Source organism: Erwinia sp. INIA01 (assembly GCF_025947915.1).
Taxonomy (GTDB): Bacteria; Pseudomonadota; Gammaproteobacteria; order Enterobacterales; family Enterobacteriaceae; genus Erwinia; species Erwinia coffeiphila.
Genome location: NZ_JAPDNC010000002.1, coordinates 295,762 through 313,553, shown reverse-complemented (window position 1 = coordinate 313,553; position 17,792 = coordinate 295,762). Strand labels below are relative to the sequence as shown.

16 protein-coding genes and 3 tRNA genes are annotated in these 17,792 nt (G+C 54.1%); 4 read left to right on the top strand and 15 right to left on the bottom strand.

The annotated features are described in order from the left end of the window. Nucleotides 1–95: 95 nt before the first annotated feature. The 10 genes from OMR58_RS03325 to nnr all read right to left on the bottom strand — a co-directional run bounded on the left by OMR58_RS03325 (nucleotide 96) and on the right by nnr (nucleotide 11,309). A complete protein-coding gene (locus OMR58_RS03325; RefSeq protein WP_105592084.1) occupies nucleotides 96–296 on the bottom strand; it encodes a DUF2065 domain-containing protein in 201 nt (66 codons plus the stop codon). A gap of 100 nt (nucleotides 297–396) precedes the next feature. Then, nucleotides 397–1,401: a protease modulator HflC gene (gene hflC / locus OMR58_RS03320; RefSeq protein ID WP_200560595.1), complete on the bottom strand. Its 1,005-nt coding sequence runs from the start codon at nucleotides 1,399–1,401 to the stop codon at nucleotides 397–399. Between the two features lie 3 nt (nucleotides 1,402–1,404). Continuing rightward, complete coding sequence (gene hflK, locus OMR58_RS03315) at nucleotides 1,405–2,658, bottom strand: FtsH protease activity modulator HflK (protein WP_200560594.1); 1,254 nt, start codon at nucleotides 2,656–2,658, stop codon at nucleotides 1,405–1,407. A 68-nt stretch (nucleotides 2,659–2,726) separates the two neighbouring features. After that, nucleotides 2,727–4,007: a ribosome rescue GTPase HflX gene (gene hflX, locus OMR58_RS03310; RefSeq protein WP_105592087.1), complete on the bottom strand. Its 1,281-nt coding sequence runs from the start codon at nucleotides 4,005–4,007 to the stop codon at nucleotides 2,727–2,729. Between the two features lie 199 nt (nucleotides 4,008–4,206). Further along, nucleotides 4,207–4,518, bottom strand: a complete 312-nt coding sequence (hfq, locus tag OMR58_RS03305; protein WP_105592088.1) for an RNA chaperone Hfq — start codon at nucleotides 4,516–4,518, stop codon at nucleotides 4,207–4,209. 102 nt (nucleotides 4,519–4,620) lie between these two features. Next, a complete protein-coding gene (miaA, locus tag OMR58_RS03300; RefSeq protein ID WP_105592089.1) occupies nucleotides 4,621–5,571 on the bottom strand; it encodes a tRNA (adenosine(37)-N6)-dimethylallyltransferase MiaA in 951 nt (316 codons plus the stop codon). After that, nucleotides 5,564–7,597, bottom strand: coding sequence for a DNA mismatch repair endonuclease MutL (gene mutL, locus OMR58_RS03295; protein WP_264545271.1), 2,034 nt, complete (start codon nucleotides 7,595–7,597; stop codon nucleotides 5,564–5,566). The genes miaA and mutL overlap by 8 nt, the downstream gene beginning before the upstream one ends. A gap of 12 nt (nucleotides 7,598–7,609) precedes the next feature. Continuing rightward, nucleotides 7,610–9,316 (bottom strand): N-acetylmuramoyl-L-alanine amidase AmiB, encoded by a 1,707-nt coding sequence (amiB, locus tag OMR58_RS03290; protein ID WP_370569889.1) that lies wholly within the window; start codon nucleotides 9,314–9,316, stop codon nucleotides 7,610–7,612. Then, nucleotides 9,313–9,789: a tRNA (adenosine(37)-N6)-threonylcarbamoyltransferase complex ATPase subunit type 1 TsaE gene (tsaE, locus tag OMR58_RS03285; RefSeq protein ID WP_105592091.1), complete on the bottom strand. Its 477-nt coding sequence runs from the start codon at nucleotides 9,787–9,789 to the stop codon at nucleotides 9,313–9,315. Before tsaE ends, amiB begins: the two co-directional genes overlap by 4 nt. Next, the gene (nnr, locus tag OMR58_RS03280) at nucleotides 9,786–11,309 is read right to left on the bottom strand and encodes a bifunctional ADP-dependent NAD(P)H-hydrate dehydratase/NAD(P)H-hydrate epimerase (protein ID WP_264545270.1); all 1,524 of its coding nucleotides are present in this window, start codon (nucleotides 11,307–11,309) and stop codon (nucleotides 9,786–9,788) included. The genes tsaE and nnr overlap by 4 nt, the downstream gene beginning before the upstream one ends. Between nnr and queG the strand changes: the two genes are divergently transcribed. After that, the gene (queG, locus tag OMR58_RS03275) at nucleotides 11,308–12,447 is read left to right on the top strand and encodes a tRNA epoxyqueuosine(34) reductase QueG (RefSeq protein WP_205065823.1); all 1,140 of its coding nucleotides are present in this window, start codon (nucleotides 11,308–11,310) and stop codon (nucleotides 12,445–12,447) included. The genes nnr and queG overlap by 2 nt on opposite strands. Nucleotides 12,448–12,760: 313 nt before the next feature. Here the strand turns inward: queG and OMR58_RS03270 are convergent. The 3 genes from OMR58_RS03270 to OMR58_RS03260 all read right to left on the bottom strand — a co-directional run bounded on the left by OMR58_RS03270 (nucleotide 12,761) and on the right by OMR58_RS03260 (nucleotide 14,309). After that, nucleotides 12,761–12,836, bottom strand: a tRNA-Gly gene (locus tag OMR58_RS03270). 223 nt (nucleotides 12,837–13,059) lie between these two features. Then, on the bottom strand, nucleotides 13,060–14,064 hold the full coding sequence (locus OMR58_RS03265) for an alpha/beta hydrolase family protein (protein WP_264545269.1): 1,005 nt from the start codon (nucleotides 14,062–14,064) through the stop codon (nucleotides 13,060–13,062). Nucleotides 14,065–14,233: 169 nt separating this feature from the next. Beyond that, nucleotides 14,234–14,309, bottom strand: a tRNA-Gly gene (locus OMR58_RS03260). Between the two features lie 293 nt (nucleotides 14,310–14,602). On the opposite strand from OMR58_RS03260, the gene OMR58_RS03255 reads away from it, so the two are divergent. Then, nucleotides 14,603–15,193 carry an ABC transporter substrate-binding protein gene (locus tag OMR58_RS03255; RefSeq protein WP_264545268.1) on the top strand — a complete coding sequence of 197 codons (591 nt, stop codon included), beginning with the start codon at nucleotides 14,603–14,605 and terminating at the stop codon, nucleotides 15,191–15,193. Then, nucleotides 15,168–15,545, top strand: coding sequence for an ABC transporter substrate-binding protein (locus OMR58_RS03250; RefSeq protein WP_264545267.1), 378 nt, complete (start codon nucleotides 15,168–15,170; stop codon nucleotides 15,543–15,545). Before OMR58_RS03255 ends, OMR58_RS03250 begins: the two co-directional genes overlap by 26 nt. A gap of 179 nt (nucleotides 15,546–15,724) precedes the next feature. Here the strand turns inward: OMR58_RS03250 and OMR58_RS03245 are convergent. Next, nucleotides 15,725–15,800: transfer RNA gene (locus OMR58_RS03245), tRNA-Gly, on the bottom strand. Between the two features lie 213 nt (nucleotides 15,801–16,013). Further along, a complete protein-coding gene (gene orn, locus OMR58_RS03240) occupies nucleotides 16,014–16,559 on the bottom strand; it encodes an oligoribonuclease (protein ID WP_105592095.1) in 546 nt (181 codons plus the stop codon). Nucleotides 16,560–16,661: 102 nt separating this feature from the next. Between orn and rsgA the strand changes: the two genes are divergently transcribed. Beyond that, nucleotides 16,662–17,723: a small ribosomal subunit biogenesis GTPase RsgA gene (gene rsgA, locus OMR58_RS03235; protein WP_105592096.1), complete on the top strand. Its 1,062-nt coding sequence runs from the start codon at nucleotides 16,662–16,664 to the stop codon at nucleotides 17,721–17,723. The last annotated feature ends 69 nt before the right edge of the window (nucleotides 17,724–17,792 follow it).

Genomic DNA, 17,792 nt, shown 5'->3' with positions numbered 1-17,792 from the left:
CGTCATTTTAGTCTTTCAGCTGTTTTAGCATACGATTGCGTACTTTTTTGCCGACAATCGCCATAACCGGTCGGATATCACAACATACGGTGGATTTAGCCACCGTTACGCACGCTAATCATGTAGTAGATCACAGCACCCGCCACAACCAGCCCGCCGCCGACCCTGCGCAGTAATGCATCCGGTAGCTGCGCCATCGACAAAATCATTCGTCGCCAAATGCGCGGCCAGAGCATCGGGCCAAGCCCTTCAAAAACCAATACTAACCCCACTGCCATCCACACAATTGCATTCATCTTCGTCGATCTCGTTACTGTTCTGCCAGCCGCTGCCGGGCAAATTCCGGCCATAAAAAAAGGCCGGATAAATCCGGCCTTCCGCAGTTATAACAGATTATCAGCGCGTCGTGGTAGACGGATTCTTCATAAAGCGGAAGAAGTCGCTATCCGGGCTGAGCACCATCACGTCCTGATTGCTCTTGAAGCTGTTCTCGTAGGCACGCAGGCTACGCATAAACGCATAGAAATCCTGATCCTGGCTGAAGGCATCGGCAAACAGTTTTGCTGCTTCGGCATCACCTTCACCGCGGGTGATACGCGCCTGACGCTCTGCCTGAGCACTGATGAAGGCAACTTCATAATCCGCCTGCGCGGTCACTTTTGCTGCTTCTTCATCACCCTGCGCACGCTGGCTACGGGCAACGGATTCACGTTCTGCACGCATACGGGCAAAGATCGCGTCAGACACTTCAGTTGGCAGGTTGATCTGCTTGATGCGAACATCCACCACCTGAATACCTAACGCAGCCATGCTGTTCGGGTTGATCGACGGTTCTTTGCTATTGGTCTCGCTCTCAACACGCTTGGCGACAGAAGCAATCGCATCGTCCGCTGCCGGTGTGGCCACTTCATCATCCGCACCCGCGCTACCGGTGTTCAGCGCATCGCGAACGTCGGTAGTCAGGCGACCACGTGAATCGGTGACAATATCTTTTACATCCAGGCGACCAATCTCAGAACGCAGACGGTCACTGAACTTACGTTTCAGCAGAACTTCAGCCTGAGATACATCACCACCGCCGGTAGCGAGGTAGTAACGGCTGAAATCGCTGATGCGCCATTTGATATAGGAGTCAACGATCAGATCTTTCTTCTCTTTGGTCACGAAGCGATCGGCCTGGTTATCCATGGTCTGGATACGGGCATCAAGCGGCTTCATGGATTCCAGGAATGGGATCTTAAAGTGCAGGCCTGGTTCATAGACCAGTGGCTTGTTCTCATCATCACGCAGAACTTTACCGAAGCGCATCACAATGCCACGCTGCCCTTCCTGTACAACAAACAGTGACGCGTACAGCACCACCAGCACAACAATCAATAATACGATTAATGGCTTACGCATCGATTACTCTCTCCCTTCGCGCTGGGTATCGTTACGCTGGGAGTTCACCCTGCGCTGATCCATGATGTCGTCCGGGCTGAACGACGTACTGCTGCTGGCGCGTTCGCTGCCGCTGCTGGCAGGAGGCAGACGCATTAGATTGGTGCTGTCGCCGCTGCTCGCCGGAGCGCTGCCGGACTGGCCACGCATCAGCTGGTCCAGTGGCAGAACCATCAGGCTGTTGCCTTTATCGTTTACCAGTACTTTACGCGTATGGCCCAGCACGCGTTCCATGGTTTCGATATACAGACGCTCACGGGTAATCTGCGGTGCAGCTTTATACTCCGGCAGAATACGCGCGAAGCTGTCCACTTCACCCTGCGCTTCCAGCGTCACACGCGCTTTATAAGCACGGGCTCGTTCCAGCGTTTCCTGCGCCTTACCACGCGCTACCGGGATTTCTCCGTTCGCGTAGGCTTCTGCTTCACGCACTTTCTGCTCGCGGTTTTCACGTGCGGCAATCGCATCGTCAAATGCGGCTTTCACCTCTTCCGGTGGACGCGCAGTCTGGAAGTTAACGTCCAGCAGCGTAATCCCCATATCGTAAGGGCGAATGGTTTCTTCCAGCTCGCGCTGGGTATCGCTACGCACGACGGTACGGCCTTCGGTCAGAATACGGTCCATCGTTGAGCGACCAATCACGCCGCGCAGGGCGCTGTCGGTTGCCTGACGCAGACTGTCATCCGCGCTGGTCACCGAGAACAGATAGCGTTCAGGGTTGGTGACGCGGTACTGCACGTTCATTTCAACGCGCACGACGTTTTCATCAGAGGTCAGCATCGTACCGGAGGCAGAAAGCTCGCGCACCGCCTCAACGTTAACTGCGCGGACCTGATCGATAAAGGTTGGCTTCCAGTTCAGGCCTGGTTCAACCAGATGGCTGAATTTACCAAAACGAGTTACCACACCGCGCTCGGCTTCCTTGATGGTATAGAAGCCGCTACCGGCCCAAATGACCACTACAGCCGCTGCCGCGATGCTGACCAGACGCCCGGTGTTACCGGAACGACGCTGATCGTTACCGTTGCCGCCATCGCCACCTTTTTTGCCACCGCCCAGACCACCGAGCTTATTGCTCAGTTTACGGAAGATATCATCCAAATCAGGAGGACCTTTATCACGTCCTCCCTTATTTCCCCCAGAGTTGCCGCCTTGATTATTGCTGCTTCCCCACGGGTCGCGGTCCTGTCCGTTATTTCCGGGCTGATTCCACGCCATGTTTATGCTCCATTAATTGTGTGTGCGGTGGTATCCCAAGCCGGGATACGCGTGTCAGGCAAAATCAGTCAAACAATGTAATTCACCAGCTCCGGCTCCTGCTTGCACAGACGTCGCCAGTCAACGATCGGCATGCGTATGTGTAAACCTACGCTCCCATCATCCTCATTCCACTCTTTTTCTATCGCCTGAAGCTGATAAAAACGACTGCGCAGCCGCCCCGCTTCCGGCGGCAAACACAAATCATACTGCGCGATTTCACCGGCCAGACGCTCAGTCAGAGCCTGGAACAGTAGCGGGATCCCCTCGCCGGTTTGTGCGGACAGCCAGACGCGGATCGGCAGGTTTTCTTCATCACGATCGATACGCGGGACGAAATCTTCCAGCATATCAATCTTATTCATAATCAGCAGGCTGGGGATCTCATCAGACTCGATCTCTTCCAGCACGACGTTTACCGCTTCAATGTTTTCATCAAGACGGACATCGGCAGCATCAATAATATGCAGCAGCAGCGTCGCCTGACGCGTTTCCTGCAGCGTGGCTTTAAACGCCGCAACCAGGTCGTGGGGAAGATGGCGGATAAAGCCTACAGTATCCGCCAGCACAACCTCGCCCACGTCGGCTACATTCACCCGGCGCAGCGTCGGATCGAGCGTGGCAAACAGCTGATCGGCTGCGTAAACATCGGCAGACGTCAAACGGTTAAACAGAGTGGACTTACCGGCGTTGGTATAGCCCACCAGCGAAACGGTCGGCACATCGGCTTTGCTGCGCGACTGCCTGCCCTGTTCGCGCTGCTTCTCAACGCGCTCAAGACGGGAAAGTATCAGCGTAATGCGATTTCTTAATAACCGACGGTCGGTTTCGAGCTGGGTTTCACCCGGGCCACGCAAACCGATACCGCCTTTCTGGCGCTCAAGGTGCGTCCAGCCGCGTACAAGACGGGTCGCAAGATGACGCAGCTGCGCCAGTTCTACCTGTAATTTACCTTCGTGAGTTCGGGCTCGCTGCGCAAAGATATCCAGAATTAATCCGGTACGGTCAATGACGCGGCATTCACAGAGCGCTTCAAGGTTGCGTTCCTGGGCCGGGCTGAGCGAGTGGTCAAAAAGCACCACGGAAGCCCCGCTCTCTTTAACCGCTTCGGCAATTTCTACAGCTTTTCCTTCACCGACAAAGTATTTAGGATGCGGTGCTTTACGGCTACCGGTAACGACACGGAGCGCTTCAACGCCAGCGGAAGAAACCAGAGTTTCAAACTCCTGTAGATCTTCCATATCTTTGTCTTGCGAAAAATAGATGTGTACCAGTACGGCCTGCTCACCGGCATCATAACGGTCAAACAAACTTAAACCTCTCAGAACCTGGTTGAACCTGCTACCCGATGGCCATACTGCATCAAAATCAGCTTAAACATGGCGCGCCAGCTCAATAATCGGCATTTTTACGCAATATCACCCCGCCTGGGCGAGATGAGAAAATCAGGATAAAACGTTATGCCAGGACGGGGAACAACTCCCCGTCATGGATAGACAGCGGCGCTATTTATTCAGCGTCATCATTGTCTTGTTGAGGCTGAGAAGACGCCCCCTGGTTACTTCCGCCATGATGATAGTTGTTGCTACCGCCACCCGCATTATTGCTGTGATGGGAAACGGGACGGGACGGAACAACGGTTGAGATCGCGTGCTTATACACCATCTGGCTAACCGTATTTTTCAAAAGAATGACAAACTGATCAAACGACTCAATCTGACCCTGAAGTTTGATGCCATTTACCAAATAAATCGAAACCGGAACACGTTCACGACGCAGTGCGTTCAAGAACGGATCTTGCAATGATTGCCCCTTAGCCATTCTATCTTTTCCTTATATGCTTGTTGTTTGTAACTTAAGAACCTTGCGATTCGAAATACGACGTAAAAAATTTGCGCGCGATAACGCACCAATTGTACACAATCACCCAGGCTTCGCACTAAGAACGTGTAACACTCTGGAATACGCTTCGTCAGGCTGTTCACTGTCAAGCCAGTGGACATCTTTCCAACCGCGTAGCCAGGTTATCTGACGTTTAGCTAACTGCCGGGTTGCGCAAATTCCCCGATAAACCATTTCATCGTAATCAATTTCACCGGACAAAAATGACCACATCTGGCGATAACCAACACAACGAATGGAAGGCATATCCGTATGCAAATCACCTCGTGCAAAGAGCGCCCGAGCCTCCGCTTCAAATCCTGACGCCAGCATCTGTTGAAAACGCAGCTCTATTCTCTGATGGATCAGTTCACGACTCGCTGGCGCGATAGCAAACTGGTGAACATCATACGGCAGCGCGTCTCCAGACGTTTTTGTCAGTTCCGTTAAAGTTTTACCCGAAATAAAAAAAACTTCCAGTGCTCGCGAAAGTCTCTGGGGATCATTCGGATGAATACGACGTCCTGCAACGGGATCAACATCACATAACTGGCGATGAAGTGCTTCCCAGCCCTTCTCACTCGCCATTTGCTCTATACGCTGACGCACTTCAGGATCGGCCGCGGGCAGTGGGGATAATCCTTCCAGTAACGCCTTGTAATAAAGCATGGTGCCACCAACAAGCAACGGAATATTCCCGCGTTGGGTAATCTCCGCCATTTCAGCCAGCGCATCGCGACGAAACTCTGCCGCTGAATAACTTTCAGCGGGATCGCGGATGTCCAGCAAACGATGAGGCGCCAATGCCAGCTCTTCCGCAGAAGGCTTGGCGGTGCCGATATCCATTCCGCGATAAATCAGTGCGGAATCTACGCTAATCAGCTCTACCGGCAGCGCCTGACGCAGGGCTATCGCCAGCGCGGTCTTACCGGAGGCCGTAGGCCCCATCAAAAATATTGCCTTAGGCAGGCCAGCCGTGGATTGTTCACTCATACTTCAGGGCGTTCATCGCCGTATTAATATCAATAATTTGCACTAATCCAGAAGGTGGCGATTTCACTAACTGCGGGCAAAGTCGTTCAACATCGGCCAGCAGGGCAATCGCCTGCGAGTGATTCCAGTGCTGATGTTCAGAAACCGATTGACGCGCTAACCACTGCGCAATCTGACTGGCTGAAACATCCTGCTGCCGGGCCAAGTAGCCTAACAGTTCTGGAATCAAGTTTTGTAAATTTTGTTGGCGTAATGGTAAAGGCACCGCGCGCAGCATCACATGCTGGCCTTCCGCAAGCAGTTCAATACCCAGCTGATTTAGCAATGTGGCCGAATGGCTCATCGCCTCTCGCTCGGCTTTATCGAGCTTGAGTCGTACCGGGATCAACAGCGGCTGCGGTTTAAGTCCTTCCGTTCCCGGTTCCAGCTGCGCCTGCTTCAGCCAGCGTTCGGCAACGGCGAGGGCGACCAGCGATAAGCGTTCTGAACTTTCAACCAGCGCGTAATGCTGCTGTAACACCGTTAGTACGCGGCCAAAGCTGTGCGCATGGCCGCTAAGCGGTGTTTCAGGTAGCGGTTGCGGAGTCCTTTTTTCCGGCGCGGGCAAAGCAGGTTCGTTGCATCGCGCTGGCGGCGTATTCATCAGCTGTTGATAAGCGGCACCCTCACGTTTCTGATAAACCGGCTCCTGCCGCCGGTGCGGGAACATTGCGCCTGCCAGGCCACCGGATGCACGTTCTGAGGAACCTCCGCCAGAAGCGCTGCGCATATTATCTGCTGAAGAGGATGACGGGCCGACAGATGAACGAGGAACCTCTGTTGCAGCGTGGTCCAGACGGAATCCCGCTGCTGAGCCCGCACCCGCACCCGCACCCGCACCCGCACCCGCACCCGCACCCGCACCCGCAGAATAGTCTGCATCCGATGGTGCAGGCGTGGAGAAATGATTTCCACCCGCCGCCTGGCGATTTTCAGGCTGCCAGCGATCGGTAGGCGTACCGGGTTCAAGATCCGCCAGCATTTCCTGGCCGGTTTCCTGCAACACGCTCACCACGCCCTGATAAATAAAATCATGCACCAGGCGCGACTGGTGGAAGCGCACCTCATGCTTGGCCGGGTGAACGTTGACATCGACCTGATGCGGATCGATTTCAAGATACAGCACGTAGGCGGGCTGGTGCTGATCGCCCAGCTTATCCTGATAGGCCTGACGAATAGCGTGATTAATCAGCCGATCGCGCATCATGCGACCGTTAACATAGCAATACTGTAGCTCGCTCAGCACTTTAGACCCGGCGGGATCGGCAACCCAGCCGCGCAGCGCCAGTTCACCATGCTGCCACTCAATCGCCAGCGCGTGGCTGATGAACGCGGTACCGCAAATTGCACCAAGCCGCCGCTCGCGCTGCGTATCATCACTGACGCCACGGTACTGTCTCACCAGCTTGCCATTGTGGCTGAGGCTAATCGCCACATCGAAACGCGCCAGCGCAATGCGGCGCATCACTTCATCGATATGGGTAAACTCGGTCTTTTCGGTGCGCATAAATTTGCGGCGGGCGGGCGTGTTATAAAACAGGTCGAGCACTTCCAGGGTCGTTCCGACCGGATGTGCCGCAGGCTTCACGGTCACCGCCTGATCGCGGCCTTCCGCATAGGCCTGCCAGGCTTCGCTCTGCGCCTCGGTGCGCGAGGTGAGCGTCAGCCGGGAAACCGAGCTAATACTGGCCAGCGCCTCACCGCGAAATCCGAGACTGATAATGGCCTCAAGATCGTCAAGCGTGGTGATTTTACTGGTCGCGTGGCGGGCCAGGGCCATCGCCAGTTCGTCTTTGCCGATGCCGCAACCATTATCACGGATGCGAATCAGCTTTGCCCCGCCCTTTTCGATATCGATATCAATCCGTGTAGCCCCCGCATCCAGGCTGTTTTCCACCAGCTCTTTCACCACGGAGGCCGGGCGCTCTACCACTTCGCCAGCGGCAATCTGGTTAGCAAGCTGCGGTGGTAGCACCTGAATGGGCATAACTGTCCTCAATTACGATGTAGGAATGGTCAAGGTCTGACCCAGCATGACGTTTTGCGTCTTCATCTTGTTCGCCTGCTGAATCGCCTGTGGGCTAACGCCATACTTCGCAGCAATCGCCGTCAGAGAATCTCCCCGCACCACTTTATGTCGCTGCGGCTTAGCGGCTTTAACCGTGCTGGCGATCTGCTTTACGCTCCCCGCAGGCACTTTCAGCCGCTGGCCAACCCACACAACATCTTTCTTCAGAGTATTCAGGGAACGCAGCGTCGCCATGCTGACGCCATAATGCGCCGCAATCCCGGAGAGCGTTTCACCGCGTTTTACCACGTGGCGCTGCGTCGCGCCGGTGTACTGCGTTCCTGCCGGTGCCGGGTTAGCTTCTACTTCAACCGCCGCTGCGGACTGCAACGGTCGGTTTTCCTCCTTTGGGACCGATTGTAGCGGGTGCGCCAGGAAGTAGTTGCGCAAGCCTTTATAAATCGACTCGGCAATCTTCTGCTGGTAAGCGCTACTGCCAAGCAGTCGCTCCTCCGAAGGGTTGCTGATAAAGCCGGTTTCCACCAGCAGGGATGGAATATCCGGCGAGCGCAGAACGCCCAGGCTGGCATGTTCCGGACGACGTTTATGCAGCGCACCCACGCGCTGCAGCTGAGCAATCACTTTTACCGCAACATCGTACCCTACCCGCTGCGAGTGGCCGAATTGTAGATCCAGCACCGCCTGGCTCAGGTAGGGGTCCGCCTGGCTGTTAGCCAGCAAATCGCCCGCACCGCCCAGCAGTTCAGACTGTTTCTCATGCTGTTCGAGCCAGCCGGCCATTTCACTGTTAGCGCGACGGTTAGAGAGTACCCATACCGAGGCTCCCGAGGCGCTGCGGTTAGGAGCCGCATCCGCGTGTATGGAGACCAGCAGGTTGGCATTTTGCTTACGCGCCACATCTGAACGGCCCATCACGGAGATAAAGTAATCGCCATCTCGGGTCATTACGCCTTTAAACATCGGGTCGTCATTCAGCAGCGCCTTGAGCTTGCGGGCAATGGCGATGGTCACGTTCTTCTCTTTCAGCCCGCCGCCGCCAATGGCCCCCGGGTCCTGACCGCCGTGCCCGGCGTCGATCGCCACAATTACCGTGTCACTGCTGCTGGCCGCAGTGCTGCGCGGGCGGGCGGTTTGCGTACCGCTGGTGACGGCCGTAACCGGATTAGCGTTAAACGGATTTTTCTCTGGCTGGCTGCTGGTCGGGCGAGAAGCCGTACTGCCGCTAACCGTAGCCCGAGAAGCGTTACTGCTGCTGACCGGTGCCGGGCGGCTGGGTACCTTCGCCGGGCGCGTGCCGCTGATAGTAAACACCACGTCATAGCTGCTACCGTTTTTCTGGGTCACCGCCCGTGTTTTACCCGGCTGGGTCAGTTCGAACACCAGACGGATGCTCTGGCTGTCCTTCGCCTCGCTGGAACGAATACGCTTAACGATATTTTCCCCGCTGAAAGTCAGCGGCAGCCCGCCAACAACGCCGCTCTGGCGGATGTCCAGCACCACGCGATCGGGATTATGCAGCGGAAAAAACGCGTAAATCGGCTGTCCGGCAAAGCTGAGCGTGACTTTGGCTTCGTCACTACCGTTGGAAACTTTAATGTCTGAAAGGCTTGCCGCCACGGAGGCAAACGAACAGAAAAACAGGATAAGCAAAAACCAGGATTTAATCTGCCGCATCATCCCTCACCCTGCTGTGATGCAAACTGCTGCAGCATGGACTCACCGGCAGCGGAACGTGCACGCAGTTCAGCGTGGCGCGCATGCCCTTCATAGCTCAGATGCAGCTCCATATCGGGTTCAGGCAGAACGCCGGTTCCCTGCTGTGGCCACTCCACCAGACAAATACTGTCATTGGTGAAGTAATCGCGGATGCCCATAAATTCCAGCTCTTCCGGATCGGCCAGGCGATAGAGATCAAAATGATACACGCGGCGATCGACCAGCTCGTAGGGTTCTACCAGCGTATAAGTTGGACTCTTCACATTTCCCTGATGCCCTAAAGCCTGTAAAAATCCGCGACTGAACGTCGTTTTTCCAGCGCCCAGGTCGCCGTACAGATAAAGAGTTGCCGCGCCGTCACAGACGCGGGCCAGTCGGGCACCCAATGCGAGGGTTGCTGCCTCATCGGGCAACGCGATTACACAGGTCATCATTCTTTTTTATTCGACATCTCAGGATTGACAAACAGATACAGCACGGAAAAAAGATCGGTCGCTAACATGCCGCGTGTACCATAACGTGCGGCCACCGCGTCGGCTGCCGCTCCGTGCGCAACGCACCCTGCGCAGGCTGCATCGTAGTGTGGTAGCTTTTGCCCCGCCAGGCTACCGATAATGCCAGATAACACATCACCCATACCACCGCTGGCCATACCGGCATTGCCAACATCGGCAATTGCCAGTTTACCGTTCTCTTCCGCGACCAGCGTTCCGGCACCTTTAAGTACCACCACTCCGCCATAGCGCTTTACCAGCCGCCGTACCGCAAGTAAGCGATCGCTTTCGATTTCACTCACTTTCACGTTCAACAGGCGCGCAGCTTCACCGGGATGCGGCGTAATAATCCGATTTTGACGTTTATCGGGGCTGATTGCCAGCAGGTTAAGCGCATCGGCATCCCAAAGCATCGGTTTATGAGAGTTTTCTACTTTTTTCAGGGCTTTTTTACCCCAGGCTCCCTGGCCCATACCCGGTCCGATAACAATGAAATCGGCCCATTCCAGCCCGTCATCCAGCGCGGAAGCCGTTAACTCTTGTACCATCAGCTCGGGTCGTGCCGTCAGCAGTGGGGCAACGTTCTCAATGTGAGTGAGTACTCGCACAAGACCTGACCCGGCGCGCAAAGCGGCTTCAGCCGCCATCCGTATCGCGCCTGCGGTACCGTGATCGCCGCCAATCAGCAGCAGGCGGCCATGATCGCCCTTGTGGGAAGTGGCTCGTCGCGGTGTGAGCCAATGCGAAAGATAACCGGCATCAAAGCGGGCAATCGGGGACTGCTGCGTTATCAGCCTGGGGTCGAGACCGAGACTGTGATAATCAAGCTGCCCGACATGGTCACGTGCTTTTCCGGTTAGCAAACCCGGTTTAAGGGCGATAAACGTCAGGGTAAATGTCGCTTCGATTGCCACACCTGGCGTAGTGCCGTTAGCAGCCACTAACCCAGATGGCACATCAATGGAAAAAATCGGGGCCGGATAGCGATTTGCCTGCTCAATCAGACGATCGTAAGGAGCGGCCGGAGCCCGATTCATTCCGGTGCCCAACAGTGCATCGACAATCACATCCAGATCGTCCGGCCAGTCAATTGCCGGATCGTGAACCACACCTCCGGCGGCAAGCCAGGCAGCACGCGCCTGCTGCGCTTCATCCGGCAGAGCATGGCGGCCTTCCACGGCGATTAGCGTGACCGCCAGCCCGGCAGCTTTCGCCAGGCGCGCAATGACAAAACCGTCCCCGCCATTGTTGCCATGCCCGCAGAGAATCAACCAGTGTTGGGAATCCGGCCACAGGCTCCTTATCCAGTCAAACGCCGCTTCTCCCGCCCGCTGCATCAGTTCAAAGAGGGTAATCCCCAGCGCATCAGCGCCTTCCCGCTCCAGCTGAGCTATCGCCTCCACAGGCCAGACAGAATAGGGTAAACTAAGGTTGTCTTTCTGCTGGTTCAGGTTCTTCATGTCGCATCCTCTCGATTTCCATCAACTCGCCCTGGATATAAAACAGTGGGGGCTGTCGCTCGGCTTTCAGCAGGTCGGTATCTGCGATACCGATTTAACGCTGGAGGAACCGCGCCTGCAGGCCTGGCTGGATAAACAATATCACGGAGAGATGGACTGGATGGCGCGTCACGGCATGATGCGCGCCCGTCCCCATGAACTGATGCCAGGCACGCTACGGGTGATCAGCGTCCGTATGAACTATCTTCCGGCCAAAGCATCGTTTGCCAGCACGCTGAGAAATCCCCGCCTGGGCTATGTTAGCCGCTATGCACTTGGTCGTGATTACCACAAAGTATTGCGTAACCGTCTAAAAAAGTTAGGCGATATGATCCGCGAACGCTGCGAAGAAGCGCAATTTCGTCCTTTTGTTGATTCAGCACCGGTGCTGGAACGCCCGCTTGCAGCAAAAGCAGGGCTCGGCTGGACTGGTAAACACTCTCTGATCCTCAATCGGGAAGCCGGATCGTGGTTTTTTCTCGGTGAACTACTGATCGATCTTCCCCTTCCCGTCGACAGCCCGGTGGAAGAGAACTGCGGACGCTGCGTGGCCTGCATCACGACTTGCCCAACCGGGGCGATTGTAGAACCTTACAAGGTGGATGCCCGGCGCTGCATTTCGTATCTGACCATTGAACTGGAAGGGGCGATTCCGGAAGAGTTTCGGCCGTTGATCGGCAACCGCATCTACGGCTGCGATGACTGCCAGCTAATCTGTCCATGGAACCGCTACGGCCAGTTGACTGATGAAGATGATTTTAGTCCTCGTGCCGTGTTACATGCGCCGCCGCTTATCGATCTGTTCGCCTGGGACGAAGCAAAATTCCTGCGGGTAACCGAGGGATCGGCGATCCGACGTATCGGGCACCTGCGCTGGTTGCGTAACGTGGCCGTAGCATTGGGCAATGCGCCCTGGGAAGCATCACACCTTCAGGCTTTAGAGGCCAGACTGGGGGAAAATGAAATGCTGGATGAGCATATCCGCTGGGCTATCGCCTGCCAGCTGGCAAAGCGCGATGAAAATGTTGTTGAGGTTCAGAGCAGCCAGCAGCGACGCCTGGTGCGAGCGATAGAAAAAGGATTACCGCGTGATGCTTAAATGCACAATTGGATCAATTTTTACCGCAGCAGATTTTTCCACACGCTGTGAATAAAAATAAAAAAGCTTTGTCATTCAATCTTCACAGAAATGACAAGCGATCCAGATAACATTTTGAAATATTCACAAATAGATAAAAAACAATGAGTTGTAAAAAAGGCATAGGAATTTGCCGATCGGGCAATTGCAGGCAGCAGAAAACTATCCTGTGGATAACTCTGTTTAAAACAATTTTCGTTTAGCAATAAAAAACAAACATCCTTCAGCGTAGTGCTGTGGATAATTTGATGATTATGATGAGATGAAAAATTATTGGAGCGGGAAACGAGACTCGAACTCGCGACCCCGACCTTGGCAAGGTCGTGCTCTACCAACTGAGCTATTCCCGCTTAGGAGTGGTGCTGCTTTACTGAACTAGAAAGTTCTAACTTACTGATTTTCCTAGCTTTACCCCTCGATTCCCGAGGAGAGGTCGCTATTATGGACCTGTTTGGTAGCGCTGGCAAGAGCCGCGTCAAAAAAAATTCACATGGTTCTCATTTTTTCGCTCAGTGCGACGTTATCTCCCTGAAAACCCCCGCCTTATCAGCCCCCCCTCCTTCCTGAGTGGGTTTAATCCGTCGTTTTCGGCAGGTTTTTTCCAAGAAACGCGATAACGAGATCGGCGATTTGATGGTGAATCTCCTCTCTGCTTCGGTTTCCGCCATCCTTACAGAGAATGTCCTGCCCTTCACCCGCCAGGATTGCTATCGCGCCCGGTTTACAGCGCTGGAGAAAGCTGAAATGCATAGCATCGGAGATTTCAACATAATCAGAACCTGCCTTTGGCAGAAACGCATGCAGGTAGCCGGATTCAAGCGCAACGGGCATATCACCGACATCCGTACCCGCACCAATAATGAGTGAAGGAATCGCTATTTCCCCCAGGCTCTGTGACGTGAATCCACGAATCAGCCCACCATCCAGGGAGATAAACGCTTTAATACGCCGATCCTGCATGCTTTTCTCCAGTCCCGGATTACCCAGATCCAGCGTTGAAGCCAGGCCGCAGGCATTCAGAATGGGATTCATCCGGCATGCTTCTTTAAATAAGGTGGTATCAAAATGCCCACCCGCCAGAGCAACAACGGTCCATCCCCCAAGAGAATGGCCCAGAGCCGCAATCCTTTCCTCGTCGATGTCTCCTGCCAGCGAGGAATTCGCGCCTAGCACGTCAATAACCCGGCTGAGATCGTGCGGACGCAGTGCTAACTGCGCAGCATGGTGAGGATCGCGATTAAATGCACTGGTGCCGGGATGATTCGGTGCAGCCACAACGTATCCCCGATCGGCCAAATCAGTGGCCAGCCAGCTCAGATTTCGCCACGTGCCGCCGTAGCCATGAGAAATGACGATTAACGGGTGCTTACCACTTTCAGGCGCGCCGTTCCGCACGGCGTTAAAACCATAGAATACCCGGCTATCGGCAATCATTTCCGCGTGGGTTTGTTTTTTCGCAGGATACCAGATGGCAAACTTCAGGGGTCGCAGACCGTCTTTATCCAGATCGATCTCTTTAAAACCCACCACCGGTGCGGCATAAGCCAGAGAGGAGAACAATAAGCACAAGAGCGTCACTAACGCCCATCGAACGCTAAAGCCGTAAAAGGAACCGCTCTGACAGAACATAATTATCCTTAAATAAATTAAGTTAATTTTTCTTGCAACGCTGGTGCTAATTTTTGGGCAAAAAAGGGAGAATTAAAGCAAATCGACTGGAATTTAGAAAGGCGATAGGAAGAAAACTTGGAGCGGGAAACGAGACTCGAACTCGCGACCCCGACCTTGGCAAGGTCGTGCTCTACCAACTGAGCTATTCCCGCTTAGGAGTGGTGCTGCTATCAAACAGTAGGTAATTGTTTGATATTTAAATCTTTTACTTCATTCCCGAATCAGGAATGGGCGCCATTATGGACCAGATGATGCAGCCTGACAAGCCCCCTTTCTCGCTTTTTCATCTTAATCAGACCGACTGCTATAAATTTCTCCAAAAAGCATGTTTAACAAGCAGAATTCAGCACGTTAGAGCGAATAACAGCCCTATGTACATAGGAAACGTTTGCAGTATCATTAATTGAGAACGATTACCATTTACACTTACAAAGGATGTTGTTTTATGCCTCTACCTCGTTTCACTCGCAATATTCTGGCGACCAGCCTACTACTCGCCGCCAGTGGCACATTTGCTGCCGACACTGTTTCCACCGGCATCCCCGTTACCGATAGCATCAATACTCAGACACTGAATAAGAATCCGCAGAATGTCGTGGTTTACGATCTGGCCATGCTGGATATTCTTGATGTGCTGGGAGTAAAGGTTTCCGGCCTGCCGTTACCTAAGGAAAAAGGCAGTTATCCGGCCTATCTCAGTAAGTACGAGTCAGACAGCTACTACAACGTTGGCAATCCGTTTAAGCCCGATTTCGAGGTGCTAAAACAGCATAAGCCCGACCTGATTATCGGCGGCAGCCGCGCATTTGAGTCAACCGATAAATTACGCGCTGTCGCACCCACGCTGGATCTGACCGTGGATAATGCCCATCTGCTGAGCAGTCTTGAAGATCGCACACGTACCTTAGGCAAGCTGTTTGATAAACAGCAGCAGGCAGAGCAGGCACTGGCCTCATTTAACAAGGATATTCAAAAAAACGCGCCCGCTGGCGGAAAAAGCCGGCACCGCGATGACCGTCCTGGTGACGGGCGATAAGCTGATGGCCTATGGCTATGGCGACCACTACGGCTTTATCTTCGATCTGCTTGGCTTTAAAGAAGCGACCCAGGTCGAGGGCAAAGGCCGTTTCGGTGAGATCGTTGATGCTGCCCGCATCAAAAAAGCAGACCCGGAGTGGATCTTCGTGATCGACCGCAACAGCGCCATCGGTCAGGGACCGGCGAATGCGGAAAAACTGCTGGGCGATCCGCAGGTGCGTGCAACCAGAGCGGCAAAAGACGGCCATATTGTTTATCTGGACGCCAAAGCAATCTATTCAGCAGGTGGGTTAACCGCCTATGACCAGCAGGTTAAGCGCATTTATGGCGTACTGAGCAACAGCCAGTAATACCTCAGGGGCGGTGGAGACATCGCCCTGATATTTCGCTGGGCTTTGCAAGAAATACGACGGTTTTTAAATTCGCTGGCGCAGAAATCTGTCGGATATCAGGGAGAATTTCAGGCATAAAAAAAGACCCGTTAGGGTCTTTTTTTACTATTCCACCGCTTGCACGGCGGAACAAAATTTGGAGCGGGAAACGAGACTCGAACTCGCGACCCCGACCTTGGCAAGGTCGTGCTCTACCAACTGAGCTATTCCCGCTTAGTCGTAGCGATGTAATTTCTTCACCGGTACGGGGAGCGCATTATACGGAGATTTCCCCCCTGCGCAATCCCATCATCGTAAAAATATGGACTTTTCTTTCCGACTGCTGATAAAGCCAGCAAAAAGGTGAATTTATCAGCAAAACAGGTGAAGAATGTGGCTGGCAGCCGTTAAAAAGAATGTTCAACGCCCCACCCGCCACCGTTATTATCACAGCTGGATAAAGTGCTCGCGGTAGTAGGACAGCTCGGCTACGGATTCACGGATATCATCCATCGCCTGATGCGAACCCTGCTTTTTAAAGCCCGGCAGGATTTCAGGCTTCCAGCGACGCGCCAGCTCTTTCAGCGTGCTGACGTCCAGGTAGCGATAGTGGAAGTAGGCTTCCAGTTCAGGCATGTACTTAAACAGGAAACGGCGATCCTGGCCGATACTGTTGCCGCAAATTGGTGAGCTGTTCGCAGGCACCCACTCTTTGAGGAATTCGATGGTGGCCAGTTCGGCCGCACGATCGTCATGCTGGCTGGCCTTCACGCGTTCAACCAGTCCGCTGTTGGTGTGCGTACGCACGTTCCAGTCATCCATCAGCGCCAGCTGGGCGTCGGACTGATGTACGGCAAATACCGGCCCTTCAGCGAGAATATTCAGATTGGCATCGGTAACCAGCGTGGCAATCTCGATAATACGATCCCGTTCCGGGTCCAGGCCTGTCATTTCAAGATCAATCCAAATCAGGTTATTAGCATTCGCGGTCATAGTGCATCTCACTGTGGTCAAAGCGGCATTGTCGTTAATTAGCGTGTATGATAGACGTTTTGCCCCTCAAGGGCGAAACATGCCTGATTTGTGTGAGGAACAGTGAGTAAAAACAAACTATCCAAAGGTCAACAACGTCGCGTAAGTGCTAACCACGATCGCCGCCTGAAGCAGCGTGCCGATAAGCCCGAACCGGATGACAGCCTGTTCGGCGAGGCGCGTGATGGCGTCGCGATCAGCCGGTTTGGTATGCACGTAGACGTAGAAGATGCGGATGGTTCAGTTCACCGCTGCAACATTCGCCGCACCATCCGTTCTCTGGTTACCGGCGATCGCGTGCTGTGGCGACCGGGTGCTGAAGGTGGCGCAACGGTCAAAGGCATTGTTGAAGCCGTACACGAGCGGACGTCGGTCCTCACCCGCCCGGATTTCTACGATGGCGTCAAACCGATCGCCGCCAATATCAATCAGATCGTTATTGTTTCTGCGATTCTGCCCGAGCTGTCGCTGAATATCATCGATCGCTATCTGGTCGCCAGCGAAACACTGGACGTTGAACCGCTGCTGGTGCTGAACAAAACCGATTTGCTGGATGAAGAAGGCCGTAAATTCGTCGATGAGCAGATGGATATCTATCGCCATATTGGCTACCGGGTGCTGATGGTTTCCAGCCATGAAAAACAGGGCCTTGCCGAGCTGGAAGAAGCGCTGACCGGGCGCGTCAGCATCTTTGCCGGCCAGTCCGGCGTCGGCAAATCGAGCCTGCTTAACGCCCTCCTCGGCCTGGACCTCAGCAGCAATGAGATCCTCACCAACGACGTTTCCGACGTCTCCGGCCTTGGCCAGCACACCACCACTGCGGCTCGTCTTTATCACTTCCCACACGGCGGCGATGTGATTGACTCCCCCGGCGTTCGTGAATTCGGTTTATGGCATCTGGAACCGGAACAAATTACCCAGGGATTTGTCGAATTCCGTAAGTATCTGGGCGGCTGTAAATTCCGCGACTGCAAGCATGATACCGATCCGGGATGTGCCATCCGTGAAGCAGTAGATAACGGCGAGATCGACGAGTCGCGCTTCGTTAACTATCACCACATTCTGGAAAGCATGTCTGAAGTTCAGGCGAAAACCCGTCGAAGCTTCAACGCTGACAAAGATTGACCGTCTTTCCTTTAAGATGCTGATGGATGCAGACCGCCAGAATACGCTGCGCCATATTGCTGACTGAAC

What these genes read in the sequence shown, in the direction of transcription:
- hflK (WP_200560594.1), bottom strand. Translation starts at nt 2,658, where the DNA reads ATGGCGTGGAATCAGCCCGGAAATAACGGACAGGACCGCGACCCGTGG.
- hflC (WP_200560595.1), bottom strand. Translation starts at nt 1,401, where the DNA reads ATGCGTAAGCCATTAATCGTATTATTGATTGTTGTGCTGGTGGTGCTG.
- OMR58_RS03250 (WP_264545267.1), top strand. Translation starts at nt 15,168, where the DNA reads ATGACCGTCCTGGTGACGGGCGATAAGCTGATGGCCTATGGCTATGGC.
- mutL (WP_264545271.1), bottom strand. Translation starts at nt 7,597, where the DNA reads ATGCCCATTCAGGTGCTACCACCGCAGCTTGCTAACCAGATTGCCGCT.
- OMR58_RS03255 (WP_264545268.1), top strand. Translation starts at nt 14,603, where the DNA reads ATGCCTCTACCTCGTTTCACTCGCAATATTCTGGCGACCAGCCTACTA.
- hfq (WP_105592088.1), bottom strand. Translation starts at nt 4,518, where the DNA reads ATGGCTAAGGGGCAATCATTGCAAGATCCGTTCTTGAACGCACTGCGT.
- nnr (WP_264545270.1), bottom strand. Translation starts at nt 11,309, where the DNA reads ATGAAGAACCTGAACCAGCAGAAAGACAACCTTAGTTTACCCTATTCT.
- queG (WP_205065823.1), top strand. Translation starts at nt 11,308, where the DNA reads ATGTCGCATCCTCTCGATTTCCATCAACTCGCCCTGGATATAAAACAG.
- orn (WP_105592095.1), bottom strand. Translation starts at nt 16,559, where the DNA reads ATGACCGCGAATGCTAATAACCTGATTTGGATTGATCTTGAAATGACA.
- tsaE (WP_105592091.1), bottom strand. Translation starts at nt 9,789, where the DNA reads ATGATGACCTGTGTAATCGCGTTGCCCGATGAGGCAGCAACCCTCGCA.
- amiB (WP_370569889.1), bottom strand. Translation starts at nt 9,316, where the DNA reads ATGATGCGGCAGATTAAATCCTGGTTTTTGCTTATCCTGTTTTTCTGT.
- OMR58_RS03325 (WP_105592084.1), bottom strand. Translation starts at nt 296, where the DNA reads ATGAATGCAATTGTGTGGATGGCAGTGGGGTTAGTATTGGTTTTTGAA.
- miaA (WP_105592089.1), bottom strand. Translation starts at nt 5,571, where the DNA reads ATGAGTGAACAATCCACGGCTGGCCTGCCTAAGGCAATATTTTTGATG.